The organism is Hyphomicrobium sp., from assembly GCF_019744875.1.
In the GTDB taxonomy this organism is placed as follows: Bacteria; Pseudomonadota; Alphaproteobacteria; order Rhizobiales; family Hyphomicrobiaceae; genus Hyphomicrobium_C.
Genome location: NZ_JAIETU010000002.1, coordinates 1,112,275 through 1,131,964 on the forward strand (window position 1 = coordinate 1,112,275; position 19,690 = coordinate 1,131,964).

At 65.8% G+C, this 19,690-nt stretch carries 19 protein-coding genes; 9 read left to right on the forward strand and 10 right to left on the reverse strand.

Going from position 1 to position 19,690, the window contains the following annotated elements:
* Positions 1 to 105 precede the first annotated feature (105 nt).
* The gene (locus tag K2Y42_RS05265; RefSeq protein WP_291149303.1) at positions 106 to 489 is read left to right on the forward strand and encodes an HPF/RaiA family ribosome-associated protein; all 384 of its coding nucleotides are present in this window, start codon (positions 106 to 108) and stop codon (positions 487 to 489) included.
* Positions 490 to 562: 73 nt separating this feature from the next.
* Here the strand turns inward: K2Y42_RS05265 and K2Y42_RS05270 are convergent, their stop codons facing one another.
* Both K2Y42_RS05270 and K2Y42_RS05275 read right to left on the reverse strand, forming a co-directional pair.
* Positions 563 to 1,960, reverse strand: a complete 1,398-nt coding sequence (locus tag K2Y42_RS05270; protein WP_291149306.1) for a DUF459 domain-containing protein — start codon at positions 1,958 to 1,960, stop codon at positions 563 to 565.
* A 47-nt stretch (positions 1,961 to 2,007) separates the two neighbouring features.
* Positions 2,008 to 3,267 (reverse strand): lytic murein transglycosylase, encoded by a 1,260-nt coding sequence (locus tag K2Y42_RS05275; RefSeq protein ID WP_291149308.1) that lies wholly within the window; start codon positions 3,265 to 3,267, stop codon positions 2,008 to 2,010.
* 401 nt (positions 3,268 to 3,668) lie between these two features.
* Here K2Y42_RS05275 and galU point away from each other — a divergent pair, with 401 nt between their 5' ends.
* From galU to K2Y42_RS05290, 3 genes are all read left to right on the forward strand, one after another.
* Positions 3,669 to 4,553, forward strand: coding sequence for a UTP--glucose-1-phosphate uridylyltransferase GalU (gene galU, locus K2Y42_RS05280; RefSeq protein ID WP_291149311.1), 885 nt, complete (start codon positions 3,669 to 3,671; stop codon positions 4,551 to 4,553).
* Between the two features lie 193 nt (positions 4,554 to 4,746).
* On the forward strand, positions 4,747 to 5,805 hold the full coding sequence (locus K2Y42_RS05285) for a flagellar motor protein MotA (RefSeq protein WP_291149318.1): 1,059 nt from the start codon (positions 4,747 to 4,749) through the stop codon (positions 5,803 to 5,805).
* Positions 5,806 to 5,810: 5 nt separating this feature from the next.
* A complete protein-coding gene (locus K2Y42_RS05290) occupies positions 5,811 to 6,839 on the forward strand; it encodes a peptidoglycan -binding protein (protein WP_291149321.1) in 1,029 nt (342 codons plus the stop codon).
* Between the two features lie 36 nt (positions 6,840 to 6,875).
* On the opposite strand, the gene K2Y42_RS05295 is transcribed toward K2Y42_RS05290, so the two are convergent.
* From K2Y42_RS05295 to K2Y42_RS05305, 3 genes are all read right to left on the reverse strand, one after another.
* A complete protein-coding gene (locus tag K2Y42_RS05295) occupies positions 6,876 to 7,370 on the reverse strand; it encodes a hypothetical protein (protein WP_291149322.1) in 495 nt (164 codons plus the stop codon).
* Positions 7,371 to 7,807: 437 nt separating this feature from the next.
* Positions 7,808 to 8,014 carry a hypothetical protein gene (locus tag K2Y42_RS05300; protein WP_291149324.1) on the reverse strand — a complete coding sequence of 69 codons (207 nt, stop codon included), beginning with the start codon at positions 8,012 to 8,014 and terminating at the stop codon, positions 7,808 to 7,810.
* 262 nt (positions 8,015 to 8,276) lie between these two features.
* A complete protein-coding gene (locus K2Y42_RS05305; RefSeq protein WP_291149326.1) occupies positions 8,277 to 9,437 on the reverse strand; it encodes a cytochrome c peroxidase in 1,161 nt (386 codons plus the stop codon).
* A 317-nt stretch (positions 9,438 to 9,754) separates the two neighbouring features.
* Between K2Y42_RS05305 and K2Y42_RS05310 the strand changes: the two genes are divergently transcribed.
* The 4 genes from K2Y42_RS05310 (at position 9,755) to K2Y42_RS05325 (ending at position 12,496) form a co-directional block, all read left to right on the forward strand.
* On the forward strand, positions 9,755 to 9,988 hold the full coding sequence (locus K2Y42_RS05310; RefSeq protein WP_291149329.1) for a hypothetical protein: 234 nt from the start codon (positions 9,755 to 9,757) through the stop codon (positions 9,986 to 9,988).
* Positions 9,989 to 10,151: 163 nt separating this feature from the next.
* Positions 10,152 to 10,433, forward strand: a complete 282-nt coding sequence (locus K2Y42_RS05315; RefSeq protein ID WP_291149332.1) for a hypothetical protein — start codon at positions 10,152 to 10,154, stop codon at positions 10,431 to 10,433.
* Between the two features lie 123 nt (positions 10,434 to 10,556).
* Entirely contained in the window at positions 10,557 to 11,465 is a 909-nt protein-coding gene (gene rimK, locus K2Y42_RS05320; RefSeq protein ID WP_291149335.1) for a 30S ribosomal protein S6--L-glutamate ligase, read from the forward strand.
* Between the two features lie 272 nt (positions 11,466 to 11,737).
* Positions 11,738 to 12,496 carry an arginyltransferase gene (locus tag K2Y42_RS05325; RefSeq protein ID WP_291149339.1) on the forward strand — a complete coding sequence of 253 codons (759 nt, stop codon included), beginning with the start codon at positions 11,738 to 11,740 and terminating at the stop codon, positions 12,494 to 12,496.
* Positions 12,497 to 12,821: 325 nt separating this feature from the next.
* On the opposite strand, the gene K2Y42_RS05330 is transcribed toward K2Y42_RS05325, so the two are convergent.
* Positions 12,822 to 13,394, reverse strand: a complete 573-nt coding sequence (locus K2Y42_RS05330) for a hypothetical protein (protein ID WP_291149343.1) — start codon at positions 13,392 to 13,394, stop codon at positions 12,822 to 12,824.
* A 158-nt stretch (positions 13,395 to 13,552) separates the two neighbouring features.
* Positions 13,553 to 15,805 (reverse strand): DNA topoisomerase IV subunit A, encoded by a 2,253-nt coding sequence (parC, locus tag K2Y42_RS05335; RefSeq protein ID WP_291149345.1) that lies wholly within the window; start codon positions 15,803 to 15,805, stop codon positions 13,553 to 13,555.
* Between the two features lie 210 nt (positions 15,806 to 16,015).
* Here parC and K2Y42_RS05340 point away from each other — a divergent pair, with 210 nt between their 5' ends.
* Positions 16,016 to 16,711, forward strand: a complete 696-nt coding sequence (locus tag K2Y42_RS05340) for a CAP domain-containing protein (protein ID WP_291149350.1) — start codon at positions 16,016 to 16,018, stop codon at positions 16,709 to 16,711.
* Positions 16,712 to 16,721: 10 nt separating this feature from the next.
* On the opposite strand, the gene recO is transcribed toward K2Y42_RS05340, so the two are convergent.
* The 3 genes from recO to K2Y42_RS05355 form a co-directional block, all read right to left on the reverse strand.
* Complete coding sequence (gene recO / locus K2Y42_RS05345) at positions 16,722 to 17,465, reverse strand: DNA repair protein RecO (protein WP_291149353.1); 744 nt, start codon at positions 17,463 to 17,465, stop codon at positions 16,722 to 16,724.
* 104 nt (positions 17,466 to 17,569) lie between these two features.
* Positions 17,570 to 19,174: an inorganic phosphate transporter gene (locus K2Y42_RS05350; RefSeq protein ID WP_291149354.1), complete on the reverse strand. Its 1,605-nt coding sequence runs from the start codon at positions 19,172 to 19,174 to the stop codon at positions 17,570 to 17,572.
* 149 nt (positions 19,175 to 19,323) lie between these two features.
* The gene (locus K2Y42_RS05355; RefSeq protein ID WP_291149361.1) at positions 19,324 to 19,689 is read right to left on the reverse strand and encodes a hypothetical protein; all 366 of its coding nucleotides are present in this window, start codon (positions 19,687 to 19,689) and stop codon (positions 19,324 to 19,326) included.
* Position 19,690: the final 1 nt, after the last annotated feature.

Here is a 19,690-nt window from a genome sequence, read left to right on the forward strand (position 1 = left end):
CAGCGCGGCCAATGGCCCGATTCGTTTGTCGGTTGCCCTTGATCGTGGGCGGGACGATCCCCAGGTCCAAGTTGGGGGTCGACACCAACCAACGTGGGAAATCAAATGGATACTCCGCTCGATATCTCGTTCAAGGGTTTGGATAGGAGCACGGCGATCGAAGCCAAAATCGCGGAACGGGCCGCCCGGCTCGAGAAGCACTTCGATCGTATGACACACTGCCGCGTCGTCGTGGCCGCGCCGCACAAGCACTCCCACAAGGGCAAGACTTACGAGATCAAGATCGATATCGGCATCCCGGGTGCCGCGCCGCTGATCGTGACGCACGAGTCGCCGGTCGGGCAAGCGCAGGAAGACCTGAAAATCGCGCTGCGCGATGCTTTCGATGCCGCAGACCGGAGACTGGACGAACTGGTCGACAAGAAGAACGGCGCCTCGCGCGCGGAGCGCAGCCGCCGCCGTCCCGTGAAACTTTCCGAACTCGATTAGGCTGCTTCCGGAGTTCAACGGAGGCTGGGCGACTTAAGGCCCGCGATGCTTAAGACCCTAGTAGGCCGGCGCGTCAGTTCTTGCGCCGGCCGGATCTGGTGTCGTCCGGCTTGGTTGCGCCCGGCTTGCCGGCGGGATCAGGCGTTGCGCCCGTTTCCAGGGGCTCGGCAAGCGGCACATAGGCTTGCTCAGGCGGGGGAGCCGGCCGGGGCCACCTTGAGTCGTCGGCGCGGCCGGGCTTCGGCGGCAGACGCTCCCCCTTGAACAGCACCCGGAAGTACGGCGATTGAGACGGCGCCAGCGCGCGGCGATTGTTCGCCGTTCCGCCGCCGGTCGCGAGCGCCACGGTGCTCATAACGGTCAGGCCGCCCGAGATCTGATCGACAATCGACTCGCCGAGCTGCGAGGCGCGGTCTGCACTTTCGCGGCGCGTCACGAGGGCGACGACCGACGCCGGGATGGCGGGGCGCACGATATCGAGGGCGACGATTTCCTCGCGCCCGCCTTCGCTCACGATGCGCAGGTTGATCTTGCCGTTGTCGGCCTTCTGATCGCCGATGCCGGCCGGGATGACCTCTTTCGCCTTGGCGGCGGAGACAACGTCTCCGGCGACGGGCGCCTGCGGGCCCTTCGGCGCGGCGGGGCCGGTGAGCTTCACGGCGCCGGGATTGATCTTGGCCTGGTCCGCTTCCGCGCCGTCCAGCGGCACGGCACGATCGGCGCGGGCCTGCGTGATATCGCGGCGCAGCTCGCGATCGACGAAGTAGGCGAGCTTGCGGTTGCCTTCATACGTGAAGTAGACGCCGTCACCCGAGCGCAGCAGACGGATCTTGCCCGTCACGTCGGGGCCGTAGGCGCTGTAGCCGCCGTTCTCATCGGCGAAGCCCGCGTAGGTGTCGATGTACTTCGCGCCATTGAGGTAGACGCGCTCGCGCAGCGTGTTGTTCATCATCTGCACGTCTTCGTTGGCATCGTAGCGGCGCACGTTGGGCAGGCCGAGCCAGTAGACGGCGATGTTGTACTTGCGGAGAATTTTGAGCAGGCGGTCGGCGCGCGCGGCGTATTCCTGCCGCCAGGCGTCCGTGCCGACCATCAGGCGTTTGCCGGACGCGTGGCGCACGGAGACGCGATCCCACGCGCCCATCATGAGAATCGCGATCTGGGGCGGCGTGGTTTTCAGCTTGTCCTCGAGATCGACCAGCTTTTCGGCGTAGTCGCTGCGCATCAGCCCGTTGACTGCCAGATGCGTGCCGATGACGAGGCGAGGATCCTTCTGGAAGATCTCGCGCGCGCCGGCGAGCAGCCCTTCCGCAAGGTCGTCGCCGATCATCACAAGGTTGTAGGTATCACCGGGAGGGAACGGCGTGATGAAGCTCGCGCCGGCCGCGTCCTCCTGCGCACCAGCCGGCAGCACCGCGGCCCAGAGGCACGCGATCACGGCTATCAGCGGCAGACCCAAACGCGCGAGCATATCGTCCCGGCCGTTTCTCGATCGATCGGCGTCGCGTCGGGCAGGCGCTACCTGCGCGACTCGCGAACGCCACCCTTGCGGATGTGGTTAAGAACGGCATCCGATGGCCAACAGTCAACCTTCAGATTGTTGGCACGTTCATAGAGGCCGATCACCTTGCGCGTGTTCGAGCCGACCTTGCCATCGACTTTCTCGACTTCGTAGCCCAGAGGACCGAGCCGCTCCTGGATTTCCACGATGTTCGCGGTCTTCTGCGGTGCGGTTCCGCCCCAGGGGGTGACGAAATCACCGCCGCCCGCGATGCGATCCGCCAGATGGCCGACGAAGACCGCGTAAAGGTCCGACATGTTGTAGCGGCGAATGACCTTGTAGTTTTCAAGCACGAGGAACGACGGCCCATAGCCGCCCGCCGGGCTCATCATGTAGGCCTCGAGGGCGAGCTGCTCTGGTGTCCAGGCCTTGCCGTTGGCGCGCTTGAGACCAAGCTTGGCCCAGTCGGCGATGGTGCGCCCCTGCGTCGGGCCTTCGTGGCCGCAATCGGCCTGCGGGGTCAGGATCACCTCGTAGCCCCACGTCTGGCCCGCGACCCATCCCTTGCCCTTGAGCTGGCTGGCGGCAGAGGCGAGCGCATCCGGCACGGAGTTCCAGATGTCGGCCTTGCCGTCGCCGTCGAGATCGTGGGCGTGCGTGAAGAACTCGCTCGGCATGAACTGCGTCAGGCCCATGGCGCCGGCCCACGAGGCGCGCATCTTGGCGCGCGGAATGCCGGAGTCCAGCATGCGCAGCGCGGCGATCAGCTCTAAGCGAAACATGTCCTTGCGCCGTCCCAGGTACGCCTGGGTGGCGACGACGTTGATGGCGTCATGGGGCAGCTTGTGATTGCCGAAGGCGGTTTCGCGGCCCCAGATGGCCAGCACGGAATAGCGGTCCACGCCAAGCTCGCGTTCGATCTTTTCGAGCGTCGCCTTGTGCTTGGCGGCCAGCTCCTTGCCGGTGGCGGCAAGGCGCATCAGGTAGGCGCGATCGAGATATTCAGACGGCGCGCGCGTGAACTCGGCCTGGCCGCGCGCATCGTTTGCGGGGCGGCCCGGCAGGTCGAGGTCCGGCAGCTTGAGATCCGGCGTAAAGCCGCGCATGGCGGCATCGAACGTCGCGCGCGACACACCGGCCGCCTCAGCATCGGGCCAGAGCGCAGCAATCCACGCGTCGAGCTTGGCATCGGCGCGGGCGGGAGCGGGTGCACCCGTGAGAGCGGCGGCGAGCGCGACGAGCATCGCGGCGGACAGCGTAAGAACACGAGAGATCATGCGCACCAAAATATCCTGTCTCGTTGTCCGGCCTGATTTCAGTCCCGTTTCGAGACTTGAGTGAACGTCGGCCGGTGGTCTTCCAACGCGCTTGAGGCGCCCGGGCTCCGGACCATCGGTCTGCGTGGCCCGGATTCGGGGTTTTTTTACGGCCCCGCACCCTCAAAGCGGATGGGCCCCACACATCCGAGCCCCCTGGAACCTGCTGGCCGTCCTCGATATTATCCCTACCGGAAGCGGGTCTGGCTTGCTCCGGTTGCCGGTCGGCCTTTCAGCGTGCGGCCGACGAGGTAACGACGCTTTTGGCCCTTGCCCGTTGCCCCCGCAAAATCGGATACAGTCCACGTCTCTCCCGCCAAGCCCCGATCCCCCCAAATCGACCCCCAAAAAACCGGTGCCTAATGTCCAAAGCCAAGCGCATTCGTAAAGCCGTGTTCCCTGTTGCCGGTCTCGGCACCCGCTTTCTCCCGGCGACGAAGGCCGTGCCCAAGGAAATGCTGACGGTCGTCGACAAGCCCGTGATCCAGCATGTCGTGAACGAAGCGCGCGCGGCGGGCATCGAGCATTTCATTTTCGTCACCGGACGGGGCAAGGCCTGCATCGAGGATCACTTCGACCACCAGTTCGAACTCGAGGCGACGCTTGCGGGCAAGAAGAAGACGAAGGAACTCGAAGAGCTGCTCTCGGAATTGCCGGGCGCAGGCGAGACAAGCTTCACGCGACAGCAAGCACCGCGCGGCCTCGGACACGCCGTCTGGTGCGCGCGCGATCTCGTCGGCGACGAGCCGTTCGCGCTGCTGCTGCCCGACATGCTTCATCACGGCAAGACGCCGTGCCTGCAGGAGATGGTGGACGCCTACGCGCAAACCGGCGGCGGCAACTTCGTCGCCGTTTCGCCCGTGCCGGACGACCAGACGCATCAGTACGGCATCGTCGGCGTCGAAGACCGCGCGGCCAAGGTGAGCCGCATCACCACCATGGTCGAGAAGCCGCCCAAGGGCACCGCGCCCTCGAACCTGCACATCACGGGCCGCTATATTCTCGAGCCCGAGATTTTCCCGCTGCTGGCCAAGCAGGAGGCCGGCGCGGGCGGCGAGATCCAGCTCACCGACGCCATGATCACGCTCAGCCAATCCAAGGCAAACCCGTTCCATGCGGTCCGCTTCGACGGCACCATCTACGACTGCGGGTCGAAAATCGGCTTCCTGCTGGCCAATGTCGCCTACGGCCTCGAACGCGCGGACCTCTCCGCCGAGCTGCGGCGCGCGATCAAGGAAATGCTCTGAACCGTGATCGTTTTCGCGGGCTGGCTCCCGCCTGTGCCCTAAATCAGCCGGATTGCGCGCTCCAGAGCACGATGTTGCCGGTTTTCGGTGACATTGGGTTCAGCTAAGGTCGGGCCGCGCATTCCCAGGCCACACGACCCTCGCAGGGCGCACAACCTGGGAGCTTCATCTCGGTGCATGGCGGAGACCTGGAATGGCACGAAAGCGTAACGACCCGGCCGGGGCGCCGATGCACAAGACGCTCACGCCGCCCGGCCTGTTCCTGGTCCGCATGCTGGTGTTCCTGACGCTGGTCGCGTTCCTGGTCGCCATTCTGCACGAGCAGCTCTCGACCTCGCTGATGACCAACCCGGGCCTCAACGGCCTCATCATCGGCGTGCTCGCCATCGGCATCATCTACGCCTTCCGGCAGGTCATCCGGCTCTATCCGGAAATTCGCTTCGTCAACGCGTTCCGCATCTCGGACCCCGGCATCGCGGGCTCGCACCAGCCGGTGCTGCTCTCGCCGATGGCAACGATGCTGCGCGACCGGACCGGGGCGCTCTCGCTCTCGACCGTTTCGATGCGCACGATCATGGACAGCATCGGGTCGCGTCTCGACGAGGCGCGCGACACGGGCCGTTACATGGTCGGCCTGCTCGTTTTCCTCGGCCTGCTCGGCACCTTCTGGGGCCTGCTGGAAACCATCCAATCGGTGGGCGGCGTGATCGGCACGCTCAATACGGGCGGGGGCGAGTCGGTCGCGGTGTTCGACGAACTCAAGGCGGGCCTCGCCGCGCCACTCAAGGGCATGGGCACGGCGTTCTCGTCGTCGCTGCTCGGTCTTTCGGGATCGCTCGTGCTGGGCTTCCTCGAGCTGCAGGCCAGCCACGCGCACAACCGCTTCTATAACGAGCTCGAAGAATGGCTGTCGGGCATCACGGAGCTCACCCCCGGCACGTCGAGCGCCAACGAGCAGGCCAGCCGCCAGTTGCTTTCGGCCGTGTTCGAGATGCAGCGGGCTGTCGAGGACCTGTCCGAACGGCTCAAGGGCAGCGGCTCGTCGTTCCTGCCCTCGTCGCCCCCCGGCAGCGGCCTGGGCGGCGGACCGGACGAAGTGCGCGACCTCGCGCGCGGCGTGAACCAGCTCGTGAACCAGATGCGCGCCGAGCAAAAGGTGGTGCGCGAATGGGTCGATGAGCAGGCCTCGCAGCAGACCGAAGTGACGAGCGTGCTGCGCGAACTCGCGCAGAACATGCTCAAGAAGGGCTGATAAGCATGGCGCGCGGGCGTTCACGGCGCAGCGGCGAGTACGGCGAATTCTGGCCGGGCTACGTGGACGTTCTCTCCACGCTGCTCCTGGTCGTGACGTTCCTGATGTCGATCTTCATGGTCTCGCAGTTCTATGCGACGCAGGAAGCGAGCGGCAAGGACACCGCGCTCCAGCGGCTCAACCGGCAGATTTCGGAACTCACCAATCTCCTGTCGCTGGAAAAGGGCAAGTCGCGCTCGTCGGCCGACGAGCTCGCGGCGCTGCAATCGACGCTGGCCGACCTCAAGACCGAGCATCAAAAGCTTTCCGGCTTCGCGTTGACGGGCGACGAAAAGGCGAAGGCCGCCGAGGGGCGCATCCAGTCGCTCTCGGCCGACCTCGAAGCGCAGAAGAACATCTCGAACGAGGCGCTGGCGAAGGTCGACCTCTTGAACCAGCAGATGCTCGCACTTCGCCGCCAGCTCGCAGCACTCAACGACGCGCTGGAAGCCTCCGAGACGAAAGACAAGGACAGCCAGGACCGCATCAAGGATCTCGGCGCACGGCTGAACGCGGCGCTGGCGCGCCAGGTGCAGGAGCTGCAGCGCTACCGGTCCGACTTCTTCGGCCGCCTGCGTGAGCTGCTCAAGGATCGCAAGGACATTCGCGTCGTCGGCGACCGGTTCGTGTTCGAATCCGAAGTGCTGTTCCCGTCCGGGCAGGCGACGCTGACCCCCGAGGGCCTCGGCGCCATGGATCAGCTCGCCATGGCCATCGTCGATCTCGCGAAGACCATTCCGCCGGAACTGCAGTGGGCCTTGCAGGTGGACGGCCACACGGACATCCGCCCGATCGCAAGCTCACAGTTCCCCTCCAACTGGGAGCTGTCGACGGCGCGTGCCGTGGCGGTCGTGAAGTATCTCATCAGCCGCGGCGTGCCGGCCCAGAACCTGGTCGCAGCAGGCCATGGCGAGTTCCAGCCGCTCGAATCCGGCGTGGATGAGGTCAGCCTCAGAAAGAACCGCCGCATCGAGCTCAAGCTGACGAATAAGTAGGCAGCGGGCAGTAGCGTCGCTCGGTGGCCGGTGGTGTCAATTGCCGGGGCGCGGGCGGGGGGAGCCGACGGGCGGATAGTCTACCGACGAGGCGCCGAACAGTTCGGCCGGCAGGTTGTGCTGCTGGCGCCACCAGTCCCATGCCACGTCTGTCGGCCCGATGGCGACCTCGACCAGCGACCAGCCGTTGGCGCCTTGTGTGAGCAGGAACAGATTGTGCTCGGGGTCGAACATGCCCTGCGCGTTATCGTCTGCGAATTTCGTGGCACTCCAATTGATCGGCGCGCCGCCCGGCCGCTGCACCTTCACGTCGCCGTAGGCCCATGTGTCCATCACGTTGAGCGTCGTCACGACGAACTCGACGGGACCACCGATCTCGGATTCGAAGGTAGGGCGGGCCGCGTTCAGAAGGGTCGTGCGCAGCTCCGAACCTTTGGCGGGCTGCTGGATGTCACCAGCAACTGCAGGCGCTTGGCCGAGCACCGGCGCGAGCGCGAGCAGGCAAAGCGATAGGACACGGGCGAGGCGCATGGCGGGGCTCCCAGGAGGCGGCGCTTCACTCTGCCCGGGTTCGCGGCAGCCGTCGACGGGGCAGGCGTGCACCGATCGAAATTATGAGCGCGATGCTGTGGGGACTATGCGCCGATGCCGGCCGCCGCGTTTTCGCGAGCCGGATGCGAGGTCATCAGCCGGGGCATCCGAGGAGAATGCCGGGCGTGGATCGACAAACCGTGGATCGATGAGCGGCGCGCGCCGTCTCAGGTGACTCTTACACGCAAGTGCATTGCAAACGTCGGCGACTTGCAAACCTACGATCCGAAATTCCGTTGTTTTTGCGAAGCGATCGTTTCGCCTTCGCACGGTTTTTGTGAAACGATATAACACCGCGATGAAAGGCGCCTACGCTTCATCAATGCCGTGCTTTGCGTCGACGCCGACCGAAGCCAATCGACATTGTGAAATCGGTCTCAGATCTTGGCTACGCGTCCGGCTGGGCGGCACGACCATTTCTTGGCGAACCACTTCGGATGGCCTTCGGCCCACTTGGCGATTTCGGCAGGACTGGCCATCATGCACTGCATCGGAGTCATGCTTTCAGCCATGTACGTGAGGCTGACCTCCTTGCAGCGGGAATGATCTTCCAAGAGGCAGACCGAGACGACGAGCTCCAGCATTTGCGACCTCAGGCAATTTGAGTTGTCCGCTTGTGGCGGTCCGAACCCTCGAGGCGCATCGTCCCTTTTCTTTTTTTATTTGTACCAACGCTAGGCGGCGAATCAGGTTCCGCACAAGAAACAATGCTAAGCAGAATGTGCTAATGTTTTATGCTGAGTTGTTTTGGCATCTAGGGCCGCGCGCCCATCCATCTTCAAATCCCCGCGGACTTGTTTGGCTTTTTTGGGGGGCCTGCCGTTTCGATCGGATTTGCCGATCGGCTCATTTCTTGAGCACGGGACGAGTTGTCTCATCGGCCGAGGCGCCGGGGCCACGTTCACTGGACATCGTTTTCAGGAAGGCCACGAGGTCGGCGCGCTCGGCGTCGTCCAGCGTGAGATCTGGCACCAGGGTCGGGGCGAGCGACGGGCGTTTCACGTGACCGCCGGCATAGTGCGCTACGACGTCGAGCAGGGTCGCGAGCGAGCCGTCATGCATGTAGGGCGCGGTGTGGGCGGCCTCCCGCAGCGATGGCGTCTTGAACTGCGGCAGTCCCTTCATCGGCCCATCGAAGGCGCCGCGTCCGAGGTCGGCTCCCGGCACTCCGACATCGTGAAAACCGTCATCGGTGGCGCGCCAGCCGCCGTGGCAGGAGATGCAGCCGCCCTTGCCGACGAAGATCTCGAAGCCGCGTTGCTCGTTTTCGCCCAGCGCGCCGTCATCGCCAGCGACCCATCGATCGAAGCGCGTCATGGGCGAGACGAGCGAGCGCTCATATGCGGCCAACGCATCGACGATCTCCGGCTCTGCGATGTGCTTCGACGCGGGAAAGACCGTTGCGAAGCGCGCCATCATCGCCGGGTCGTGCTCCAGGCGGCCCGCAATGGCCGGGAAATGTCCGGCCATTTCGTTTTCGGCGAGGATCGGTCCGCGCGCCTGCTCGGCGAGCGTTTGGGCCCGCCCATCCCAGAAGAAGCTCGTCGCCCAGGCCAGATTGTAGAGAGACGGCACGTTGCGGGAGAGGCCAGCTCCTGCCGGTCCCTGCCCTGTGCGCCGGCCGTCCGTGAAGGCGCGGGCGGGATCGTGGCAGCTCGCGCACGAGGTCGCCCCGCCGCCGGAAAGCCGCGTGTCGCGGAAGAGATCGTAGCCGAGCGCGATCTTGGCCGGGTCGTCCGCCGCGCCCTGGGGTGGTGCAGCGGGGCGAGCAAAGATTGCACGCCAGACGGCGGCACGGCCCGGCGCCGGCTCGTGGGCGGCCGTGGGCGCGGCCTCCTCGGTCTCGGTCTCGGTCTCGGCCTTGGTCTGGGTCTGGGTCTTTGCCTCGGCCACGGGTGTGGGCCCGGCGTGGGTGTCCGCAGCCTCAACCCCGCGCGCCGGAAGCACGGCGAGCGCGAGCAGCGCGACACCGGCCAGCCTTTTCCAGTTCGGCGCCAAATCCATCATGGGGTCATTGTTACACGAGAAGCCTGCGGCGAGGCGTCGGCGGCGTGTCGCGGTGACGCTACCCGTCCGTGGCCATCGTAAGGCCTATTTTCGGGCCGCACTCTCGACCCACCGTGGCCCGCGCAGCACGCACGGCCGCGGAAGAAGACGGGCCGTCAAACGACGGCTTGACCCGAGGGCCAAGCTCTTTCATCCAAGATGGTATATACTGTCAAATGGGGAAGAGCCTGGGGCGGCGACGACGGCCGGTTTCATCAGGCTTTCAATAATGTTGGCTGCGGACGGATGCTCGATCCGCCGCAATGTGGGGGACGTTCATGGCAATGACAGGTCGCGACGCACAAGTCGTGCAGGGTCTTCCTGTGCCCCCGGCGCGCGACGTCACCTTGGGCTGGTTCGTCAAAAGGTCGCTGCTCGGCATCGCTATCCTGCTCGTCGCGATGGGCGGACTGGCCTGGCTGACCTATGCCTCGATCGATCCGACGCTCGATGCGGAAGCCGCGACCGCGGCTGCGCCCTCGCCGGTCAAGCCGGTTCCTGTCGGCTTCTAGGACGCGCCGACAACCCTCTAGCCGTGCCATCCAGAGCCGTTGAGCGGTTTTCACCGCTTGCGAGTTTGGCGGTTTCCACCCGCTTTTGAGTTTGGCGGTTTCCACCGCCGGGGAAGCGCGCTAGCATCTCGACGATATTTCAACGGCCTCCGGGATCCTCTCGATGTCGCCTTATGATCTGGTACTCGTCGTCCTCGTGGCCGCCGGCGCATTTTACGCCGGTTATCAAGTCGGGCGCCTCAAGGCGTTGAGCGAGCGCGGCGAGCGCGAGCCGAGCTATCGGCCCGACACCGCCCAGCCGCTGCCGGGACCGAGCATCAACCGCGCGCCGTCCGATGCGGGCGGATCGTGGGCCGATGCGGGCGCGCCGCCGGGCGATCGCTCCCCGCCGCCGCGGCGCTCTTCCAAGCCACCCCCTGCCGCGGCCGGCCTCAAGTCGGAGTGATTTTCCGCGATCGCGCGAGGCCCGTCTTCGCGATTGCATAAATGTGCTGCATGCCTCTATCGACTAGAGGCAGGGCATCGCCCACCCTGACGATCCCAGGCGCTCGAACAGGCCGTTTCTCCCATGCGTCTCGCCATGCTGGCCCGCAACGCGGGTCTCTACTCACACCAGCGTCTCGTTGAGGCCGCGCACGCGCGCGGGCATACGCTCGACGTCATCAACACGCTGCAAGTGCACATGAACATCACGTCGAACCAGCCGGTGCTGCGGTACGGCGGCAAGGCGCTGCCGCTCTACGACGCCGTCATCCCGCGTATCGGAGCCTCGGTGACGCACTACGGCCTCGCCGTCTTGCGGCAGTTCGAGATGCAGGGCGTGTTTCCGCTCAACGAGAGCGTGGCCATCGGGCGGTCGCGCGACAAGCTGAGGGCGTTGCAGCTTCTCGCGCGCGCCGGCATCGGATTGCCTGCCACCGCCTTCGCCCACAAGCCCAAGAAAGCCGAGAGCGTCATCAGCGAGGTGGGCGGGGCGCCGGTCGTCATCAAGCTCGTGGAAGGCACGCAAGGCATGGGCGTGATCCTGGCGGAAACGGAGGCTTCGGCGAAATCGATCGTCGAAGCCTTCAGCGCCGCGAACATCAACATCCTGGTCCAGGAGTACATCGCGGAAGCAGAAGGCAGCGACGTGCGCGCGCTCGTGGTCGGCGGGCGGGTGGTCGCGGCCATGCGGCGCGTCGGGCGCGCGGGGGAATTCCGCTCCAATCTGCATCGCGGCGGGGTCGCAGAAGTGGCCCACATCAGCGACGAGGAGCGTGACACGGCCGTGCGGGCGGCATCCGTGCTCGGGCTCAATCTCGCGGGCGTCGACATGCTCCGCTCCAATCGCGGGGCGGTGGTGATCGAGGTTAACTCGTCGCCGGGCCTCGGGGGCATCGAGCGCGCGACCGGTGCCGACGTCGCCGGCGAAATCATCCGGTTTATCGAGCAGTCGGCCGCGCATGGGCGGACGGAAACCAAGGGCATCAAGGGTTGAACCCCACCTCCGCCGCCGCAGCGGCGGGCCGTAGCGCCGGGGACGCTTGCTCGCCGCTCCCTGATCCGGCCTTTCCCTCCACCGGTACTCCCTTGGTCGGTGGTGGCTGAGGCCGGGCTTGATCGAGGCCGGTGTGCTCGATTATCCTTTGCTTCGGTGGCTCAACGCCCGACTGCCTCCGTGCCGCGTATCCGGCCGGGCAGAACCGTTGCCGCTACCGCCGCGTTCAGGCCAGGCTCGAACACCCCGGCGGCAGGCAGGATGAACTCCGAATGACGGAACAGCAGAAGCACTTTCCCGAGTTCTACGTCACCACCCCTCAACCCTGCCCCTATCTGCCAGGACGGCAGGAGCGCAAGCTCTTCACGCATCTCACCCACGAAAAGCCGCTGGCGCTGATCGACAACCTTCTCAAGGGCGGTTTCCGGCGCAGCCAGAACATCGCCTACATGCCGTACTGCGAAGGCTGCCACGCCTGCGTCTCGGTGCGCATTCTCGTCGACGACTTCCAGCCGGCCCGCACCATGCGGCGCACAATCGAGCGCAACCGCGACCTCACGGCTCGTCGCGTCTCCGCTATCCCGACCTCCGAGCAGTTCAGCCTGTTCCGCAGCTACATCGACGCGCGCCATTCGGACGGCGGCATGGCCGACATGAGCGTGCTCGACTACGCGATGATGATCGAGGACAGCGTCGTGCGCACGTTCCTCACCGAGTATCGCGCGCGGCCCGAGAACCCGCTCGAAGAGCGCGCCGAGACCTGGCCGCTGGCGGCCGTGGCGCTCTGCGACCGGCTGTCTGACGGCATCTCGATGGTCTACAGCTTCTACGAGCCGCTCGAGGACGAGCGCAGCCTCGGCACGTACATGATCCTCGAGCACATCGACTACGCGCGACGGCTCGGGCTGCCGTATCTCTATCTCGGTTATTGGATCGAGGGCTCACGCAAGATGAGCTACAAGACCCGCTATCAGCCTCAGGAGCACCTGGGCCCCAGCGGCTGGACGCGCATGGCGGAGCCGCGGAAGTAAAGAGCGGCGGAGCCGCGGAAGTAAGAGAGCGGCGGAGCCGCGGAAGTAAGAGAGCGGCGGAGCCACGGCACCGGGCAATTTCCGGTCTGACAGAACCGCAAGAGGCTAGGTGACTGGATCCTGGCCTCCGCCAGGATGACGTTGAGAATGGGCAGTCCGTCGCGACCAATATATCCGTCACCCTGACGAAGGTCAGGGCCCAGTCACGCTGCAAAGTCACGTTTCAAGCTGTGCTCATTGAGCGAACGAGCGCAAAGCCGTGTGATCGGAAATTGCTCTGCGCCCGCGATCCTAAGCGGCAAGACCCTGCCCTGCGCCTACAGGCCTACTTTGCGAGCTCCGTGTCGAGCTTCTGGAACATGTAGGTCCATTTCGCGCCCTGCGTCTCGACCAGCACGCCCATCAGGCTGCGCAAGTCAGCCAGCATCTTGCAGTTGGGCTCGGACGCGTTCGCGCCTTCCTGGCCCATGGTCGAAATGGATGCCAGCAGCTCGTTCGACTTGTCGTCGAAGATGGTGATCTGGTCGTCCTTCACGAAGGGTGCGGCTTCCTTCAGGAACTGATCATTGTCCCAGGCGCGCTTGTCCTTGAGCTGGCGCAGCTTGGCCTGGAACGTCGGGCGGTGGGTGTTGTTAAGGTCGCGCAGCTTTTCGGCCGCTTCGTCCACGGCGCTTTCGAATTCCGACTTGGTGCACGTGCCCGGCGTGGCGGCAGGCGGCGTTCCCTCGGCCGCGGGAGCTTGTTCCTGTGCGGCGGGCGCGGCGTCCTGCGCCCAGGCGGCAACGGGTGCCGCGTTCGTCACGGCAAACGCCACCACGAGCTGCGATGCCCAGGCGGCCACTACGCCCCGCACGCGCTTACCGGCGCGGCTTCCCCGCTTGTCGTCGTCCCGCTTCACACCGTGGCCCTTCGTTGGGGCGCGTTTCTAGCAGCCGCCCCGTACGCGCGTCTAGGCAGGCAATGCCCCCTTCGACTGTCCTACCGGGGCGCTCCGCGCGGCGCAAGTTCACTCCGTCACGGACCCGGCGAAGCGTGGCTTTTCGGGATCGGGTGTCGTCAGCCGAAAGGCGGGCCGAACTTGTTGGACCGCGGGAATCCCTTGGGCGCGATCCGCCCGGCCTGCGAGCGCTGCCCCACCCAGTCGCGCAGGTCGCTCCACGCCAGCGTGAAGGTGCGCCCGGCCGGGTCCAGCCACGTCAAGCCTTCCTTTTTGGTGAAGACGCGCACGTCGGTCAGCACGCCGTCCTTGATGCGCTGAAGGATCGTGCCCTTGCCGCGCGTCATCTCGTTCATCTCGTCGAGCGGGAAGACCAGCATCTTGCGGTTGTCGCCCATGGTCGCGACGTGATCGCCTTCAACCGGAACGCAGACGCAGGCTTCCTCGCCCGGCCCGACGTTCAGCACCTGCTTGCCTTTGCGGGTCGACGCGATGACCTCGTCCTCCGGCACGACGAAGCCGTAGCCGCCCGTGGTGGCGACCAGCAGCTTGCGGCCCGGCGCGTGCACGAAGCACTCGGTGAAGTCCTGGTTCTCCTCCAGATCGACGATCAGGCGCACGGGCTCGCCGTGGCCGCGGCCGCCGGGAAGCTGGCTCGCATCGAGGGTGAAGAACTTGCCGTTGGTGGCAAACAGAATGAGCTTGTCGGTGGTCTGCGCCTTGACCGCGCGCTTCAGGCTGTCGCCCTGCTTAAATTCGAGCTTCGCGAGATCGTCCTGGTGGCCCTTCAAGGCGCGGATCCAGCCCTTGTCGGACAGGATGATGGTGATCGGCTCCTTCTCGACCAGCGCGGCCTCGAGATCCATATCGACCTCGGGGGCGTCGGCGAAGCTCGTGCGGCGGCGGCCGAGCTCGGTCTTCTTCGAATAGCGCTCGCGCGTGGCGCGCACCTCTTCCGAGATGCGCTCCCACTGCAGGTCATCCGATTTCAGGAGCTGCTTGATGTCGCGCCGTTCCTTCGAGAGCTTGTCGTGCTCGGCCTTGATCTCGACCTCTTCCAGCCGCGACAGCGATTTGAGCCGCAGGTTGAGGATGGCTTCGGCCTGGACTTCGGAGAGGCTGAAGCGGGCGATCAGCTTCGCCTTGGGATCGTCCTCGAAGCGGACGATCCGGATCACTTCATCGATGTTGAGGTAGGCGATCAGGTAGCCGTCGAGCACCTCCAGGCGATGCTCGATCTTCTTGAGGCGATACTCCGACCGGCGGACGAGCACCTCGATGCGATGCTCCAGCCACTGGCGCAGCACGTCGCGCAGCGACAGCACGTTCGGGATCTGCCCGGCCGACAGCACGTTCATGTTGAGGCCGAAACGAACCTCCAGCTCCGTGAGCCGGAACAGGCTTTCCATGAGCAGCACGGGGTCGATGGTGCGGGTCTTGGGTTCCAGGATGAGGCGGACCTTCTCGTCCGACTCGTCGCGGATGTCGCCCAGCAGCGGCAGCTTCTTCTCCGTCATCAGCTCGGCGATCTTCTCGATCAGCTTCGCCTTCTGGACCTGATAGGGGATCTCGGAGACGACGATCTGGTAGCCGCCGCGTCCGGTGTCCTCGCGCTCCCAGCGGGCGCGCAGGCGGAAGCCGCCACGACCGGTGCGATAGGCTTCGAGGATCTGCTCGCGCGGCTCAACGAGGACGCCGCCGGTCGGGAAGTCCGGCCCGGGGATCATCTCGACCAGCTTTTCGATGGACGCGTTCGGATGCTTGATCAGGTGCAGCAGCGCCGCGCACAGCTCGTCGGTGTTGTGGGGGGGAATGTTCGTGGCCATGCCGACGGCGATGCCGGCCGCGCCGTTTGCAAGGAGATTCGGGAAGGCCGCCGGAAGCACCGTCGGCTCCTGCTCGCGCCCGTCATAGTTGGGGCGGAAGGCGACCGTGTCTTCTTCGATGCCGTCGAGAAGCTCCGCTGCGACGCTCGTCAGGCGGGCTTCCGTGTAGCGGTCGGCGGCGGGGTTGTCGCCGTCGATATTGCCGAAGTTGCCCTGGCCATCGACCAGCGGATAGCGCACGGCGAAATCCTGGGCGAGACGGGCAAGCGCGTCGTAGATCGCCTGGTTGCCGTGCGGGTGGTAGTTGCCCATCGTCTCGCCGACGATCTTGGCGCACTTGCGGTAGCCCTTGTCAGGGTCGAGCCCCAGCTCGCGCATGGCATAGAGGATGCGCCGGTGCACCGGCTTCAGGCCGTCGCGCACGTCGGGCAGCGCGCGGTGCATGATGGTCGAGAGCGCGTACGCCAGGTAGCGCTCCTCGAGCGCATCCTTCAGCATCACGGGCTCGATCGGGCCGGGGCCCGGAAGAATCGGTTTGTCTGTCATGGCGTCTGGTTACGTCTCCCCGCGGCTCCCCTCAAGTGCTGGAGGGCAACAAGTTGCACCAACACACAATTTGTCTCAGCGAAAAGGCGGCCCGTTGTCCGGCCGCCCGCATGCGCGGCGTTTTCCCTAGACGGGGCCGGCCTCCCGCCTTGCCTTTGCCGCGCTCAGGCTCGATCCTCGGCCAGTATCCAATGCCGCCCGCAGAGATCCATGCCCGCCGTTATCCCCGAAACTCCGGTCGTCGAAGCCGCCATCATCGAACTGACGAATACGTTCCGCGGCCGCCAGAAGCTCGGCGCGCTGACGGCCAACCCGGAACTCAGGGCGGCGGCGCGGGCCTATGCCGCCTACCTCGCCAAGTCCGGCCAGTTCTCGCACACGGCCGACGGACGGGCCGTGGGCGACCGCATCACGTCGGCCGGGTATGAATGGTGCCAGGTGGGCGAGAACCTTGCCATGAACCTCTCGAGCGCCGGGTTCGAATCGCGGGCGCTGGCGCAGAAGTCCGTCGAAGGCTGGATCAACTCGCCGCCGCACCGGGCCAACCTCGTCGCGCCCGACATGACCGAAATCGGCGTCGGTGTGGCGCGTGCGCCGGGCAAGGACCCGAAGTTCATTTCGGTGCAACTGTTCGGCCGTCCGCAGTCGCTCCAATACGAGTTCCAGATTTCGAACACGACGCGGAACACCATCGGATATGCGTTCGGCGGCGAGACGCACGATCTCCAGCCCTCTCATTCGATGACGCACTCGGCGTGCAATCCGGGCGAGATCTCGTTCGATACGTTCGGGGGGCGCCGGCTTTCGATGCGCTATCAGGCGCTCGACGGGCTCGTGTACATGCTGAAGCCGGACAGCGCGAACGGGCTCAAAATCGAAATCGCGCCGATCGAGCGCGTCCGCTGACGCGCCTGCGCTAGGCGGCCGTCCCATCCGCATTCATGCGTTTGAGCAGGGCGAGCATGCGCGCGCGCGGCTCCGGCATCGTCTCTTCGCGGCTGCCGAGCACGCGCGTTTCGAGGAAATGGCCGGTCAGCTCGAAGCTCCGTTCGACGTCGCCCGGAGCGAGCGCCGCCTTCCGGCCCGGCAGCAGGAACGGCGGCAACGCCAGCAGCTTGTCGCGGTAGGGCTCGCCGGCCGAGGCCGACACGGCACGGCCGCTTTTCGGCGAGACGTAGATCAGGTCGTCGTTGACGCCGGTCGCGGCGCATTGCGTGAGGTCGAGGCCGAACCCAAGCTCGTCGAGCAGTGCCAGCTCCCAGCGCGCAAGCAGCGCCGGCCAGACACTCGCGTCATCGAGGTAGGCGAGCACGAACAGCGTCACCTCGTAGAGATTGGGATGGGGATCGCGCTCGGGCAGCAGGCGGGCGAGCGCGCTCAGCGAGGTCAGGCCCGCAAGCGCTGCGGGATCCTCCATGGCGGCGGCCGCGTAGCCGCGGATCAGCTCGACGTTGATGTGCCCAAGGTGATCGGCGAGCCGCGCCTTCCAGCTCACGTCGACGTGGTTGCCGATCTGCAGCACGGGGCGGGCGCGGCGCGAGCGTCCGCCATGCACGAGGCCAAGGTGGCGCCCGTGCGCGCGCGTGAAGACCTCCACGACGGCTGCGGTTTCGCCGTGCGGACGGACAGAGAGGATAACGCCTTCATCGGACCAGTTCATCGGGGGAGACTACCCGATTTCAGGCGCGTGGCGTCACAATCGAGCAGGCGAAAAGGCAATCGCCGCGCGGGATAGGCCGCGCGGCGATCGGAGCGTGTTAGAGCCTAGAAGACGTGCGCCAGGACCCAGTAGAGCGAGCCCGACAGCAGGATCGCGACCGGGAGCGTCAGCACCCAGGCCAGGAGCAGATTGCGAACCGTCGCCATCTGCAGGCCCGAGCCGTTGGCCGCCATGGTGCCTGCGACACCCGATGACAGCACGTGCGTCGTCGAGACCGGCAGGCCGTAGACGTCGGCGAGGCCGATGGTGCCCGCGGCAACGAGCTCCGCGGACGCGCCCTGTGCGTAGGTCATGTGCGACTTGCCGATCTTCTCGCCGACCGTGACCACGATCCGCTTCCAGCCGATCATGGTGCCGAGGCCGAGCGCGATGGCGACCGCCACCTTCACCCACAGCGGGATGAAGCGCGTGGCGTCGTCGAGCGACGACTTGAATGCCTTGAAGGTCGCGGCCTCCTCCTTCGAGATCGCAATCGCGCTCGTGTCCTTGAGCATGAAGCGAAGCGCCTCGGAGGCGAGGTACATGTCGTTACGCGTGTTGGCGACGGCCTGGGCCGGGATCTTGGCGAACGAGCCGTACTGGTCGATGTCGAGCACGATGTGCTTGATCAGGTCGCCGACAGCGGGCAGCGCGTTGTTGTTGATCTCGTGCAGCGCGATGGCGGCCGAAACCAGCGGACGGGGATCGCCGCCGATGCGACGGCCTTCCGTCTTCTTGTCGATGATGCCAACGACGGCGGCAGCGTTGGTCTTGAAGCTGGCGACCTGGCTCGGCTCCGGCGTGCGGTTCAGAGCGTAGGCCGTCGGCACCACGCCGATCAGGATCAGCATGATGAGGCCCATGCCCTTCTGGCCGTCGTTCGAGCCGTGCATGAAGGACACGCCGGTGCACGTGGCGATCAGGATAGCGCGGATCCACAGCGGCGGCGGCTGGTTGCCCTTGGGCTGCTCGTAAAGCTCGGGGCTGCGAACCACGAAGCGGAGCGCGAGAAGCAGGAGCGCGGCGCAGACGAAGCCGAACATCGGCGACAGCAGCAGCGAGTAGCCGATATCGGTCGCCTTGTTCCAGTCGACGCCCGAAGTGCCGTCACGGCCGCGCATCAGCGCGTTGGCGATGCCGACGCCGATGATCGAGCCGATCAGCGTGTGCGACGACGACGCGGGGAGGCCAAGCCACCAGGTGCCGAGGTTCCAGATGATGGCAGCGATCAGCAGCGCGAACACCATCGCGTAGCCGGCGCCCGAGCCGACCTGCAGGATCAGCTCGACGGGAAGCAGCGAGATGATGCCAAAGGCGACGGCGCCCGTGGAGAACAGCACGCCGAGGAAGTTGAAGAAGCCCGACCAGACGACCGCGACATGGGCGGGCATCGAATGCGTGTAGATGACGGTGGCGACCGCGTTGGCCGTATCGTGGAAGCCGTTCACGAACTCGAAGCCCAGCGCGATCAGCAGCGCGACGCCGAGCAGAAGGAACGGCAGCCAGTTGATCACCTCCGTGCCGGACTGCACCACGTCGTTGTGGAGGCTGTAGGCTGCGAAGCCGAGGCCGCCCGCAAGCAGGCCCATAAACAGAATGACGGCAATCCAATTGTGCTCCGTATCCAGCTTTGGCCGGATAACGGTATCTGGAGCCACGACGTCGACCATGAAATCCCCTCGTGATGAAATCGGCGAACTACGCCGGTAAATCACCCCCGGTACATTGCAGTCGTATGACAGCCGTAACGTTGAGGGGCCGGGCGCTTAGGCGCAGCCGATGGTGCGGCGGCGGACCATCAGAGAGGCAACAAATCTTCTCATACGCCGATGCGCTTGCGGCGCAGCTCGCGGCGGTCCGGGGCCTGCTCGATCGTGCAGGGGCTGGCGCGCGCCACGCATTCGTAGCCATCGCCCGGACGGGGCAGACATTTCAGCAGCTTGCCGGCCGCCAATCGCCAGCTTGCATAGGGCTCGCCGTGTTGAAGCGCCTTGGCGCGCCAGGCCGCCAGAGCCTCTTTGCGCGCTTCCTTTTCCGTCGGCGCGGCGGCAATGCCGCTCGACACGGTCTCTTCGCAGAGGCGCACGGCGGCAAACCCGGGGCGCGGCGCGGCCGTCAGCGCTGCCAACACCACGGCCAGCACGACCGCTCCCGCAAGCACACACGGGACGCGGCGCGAGGCCATG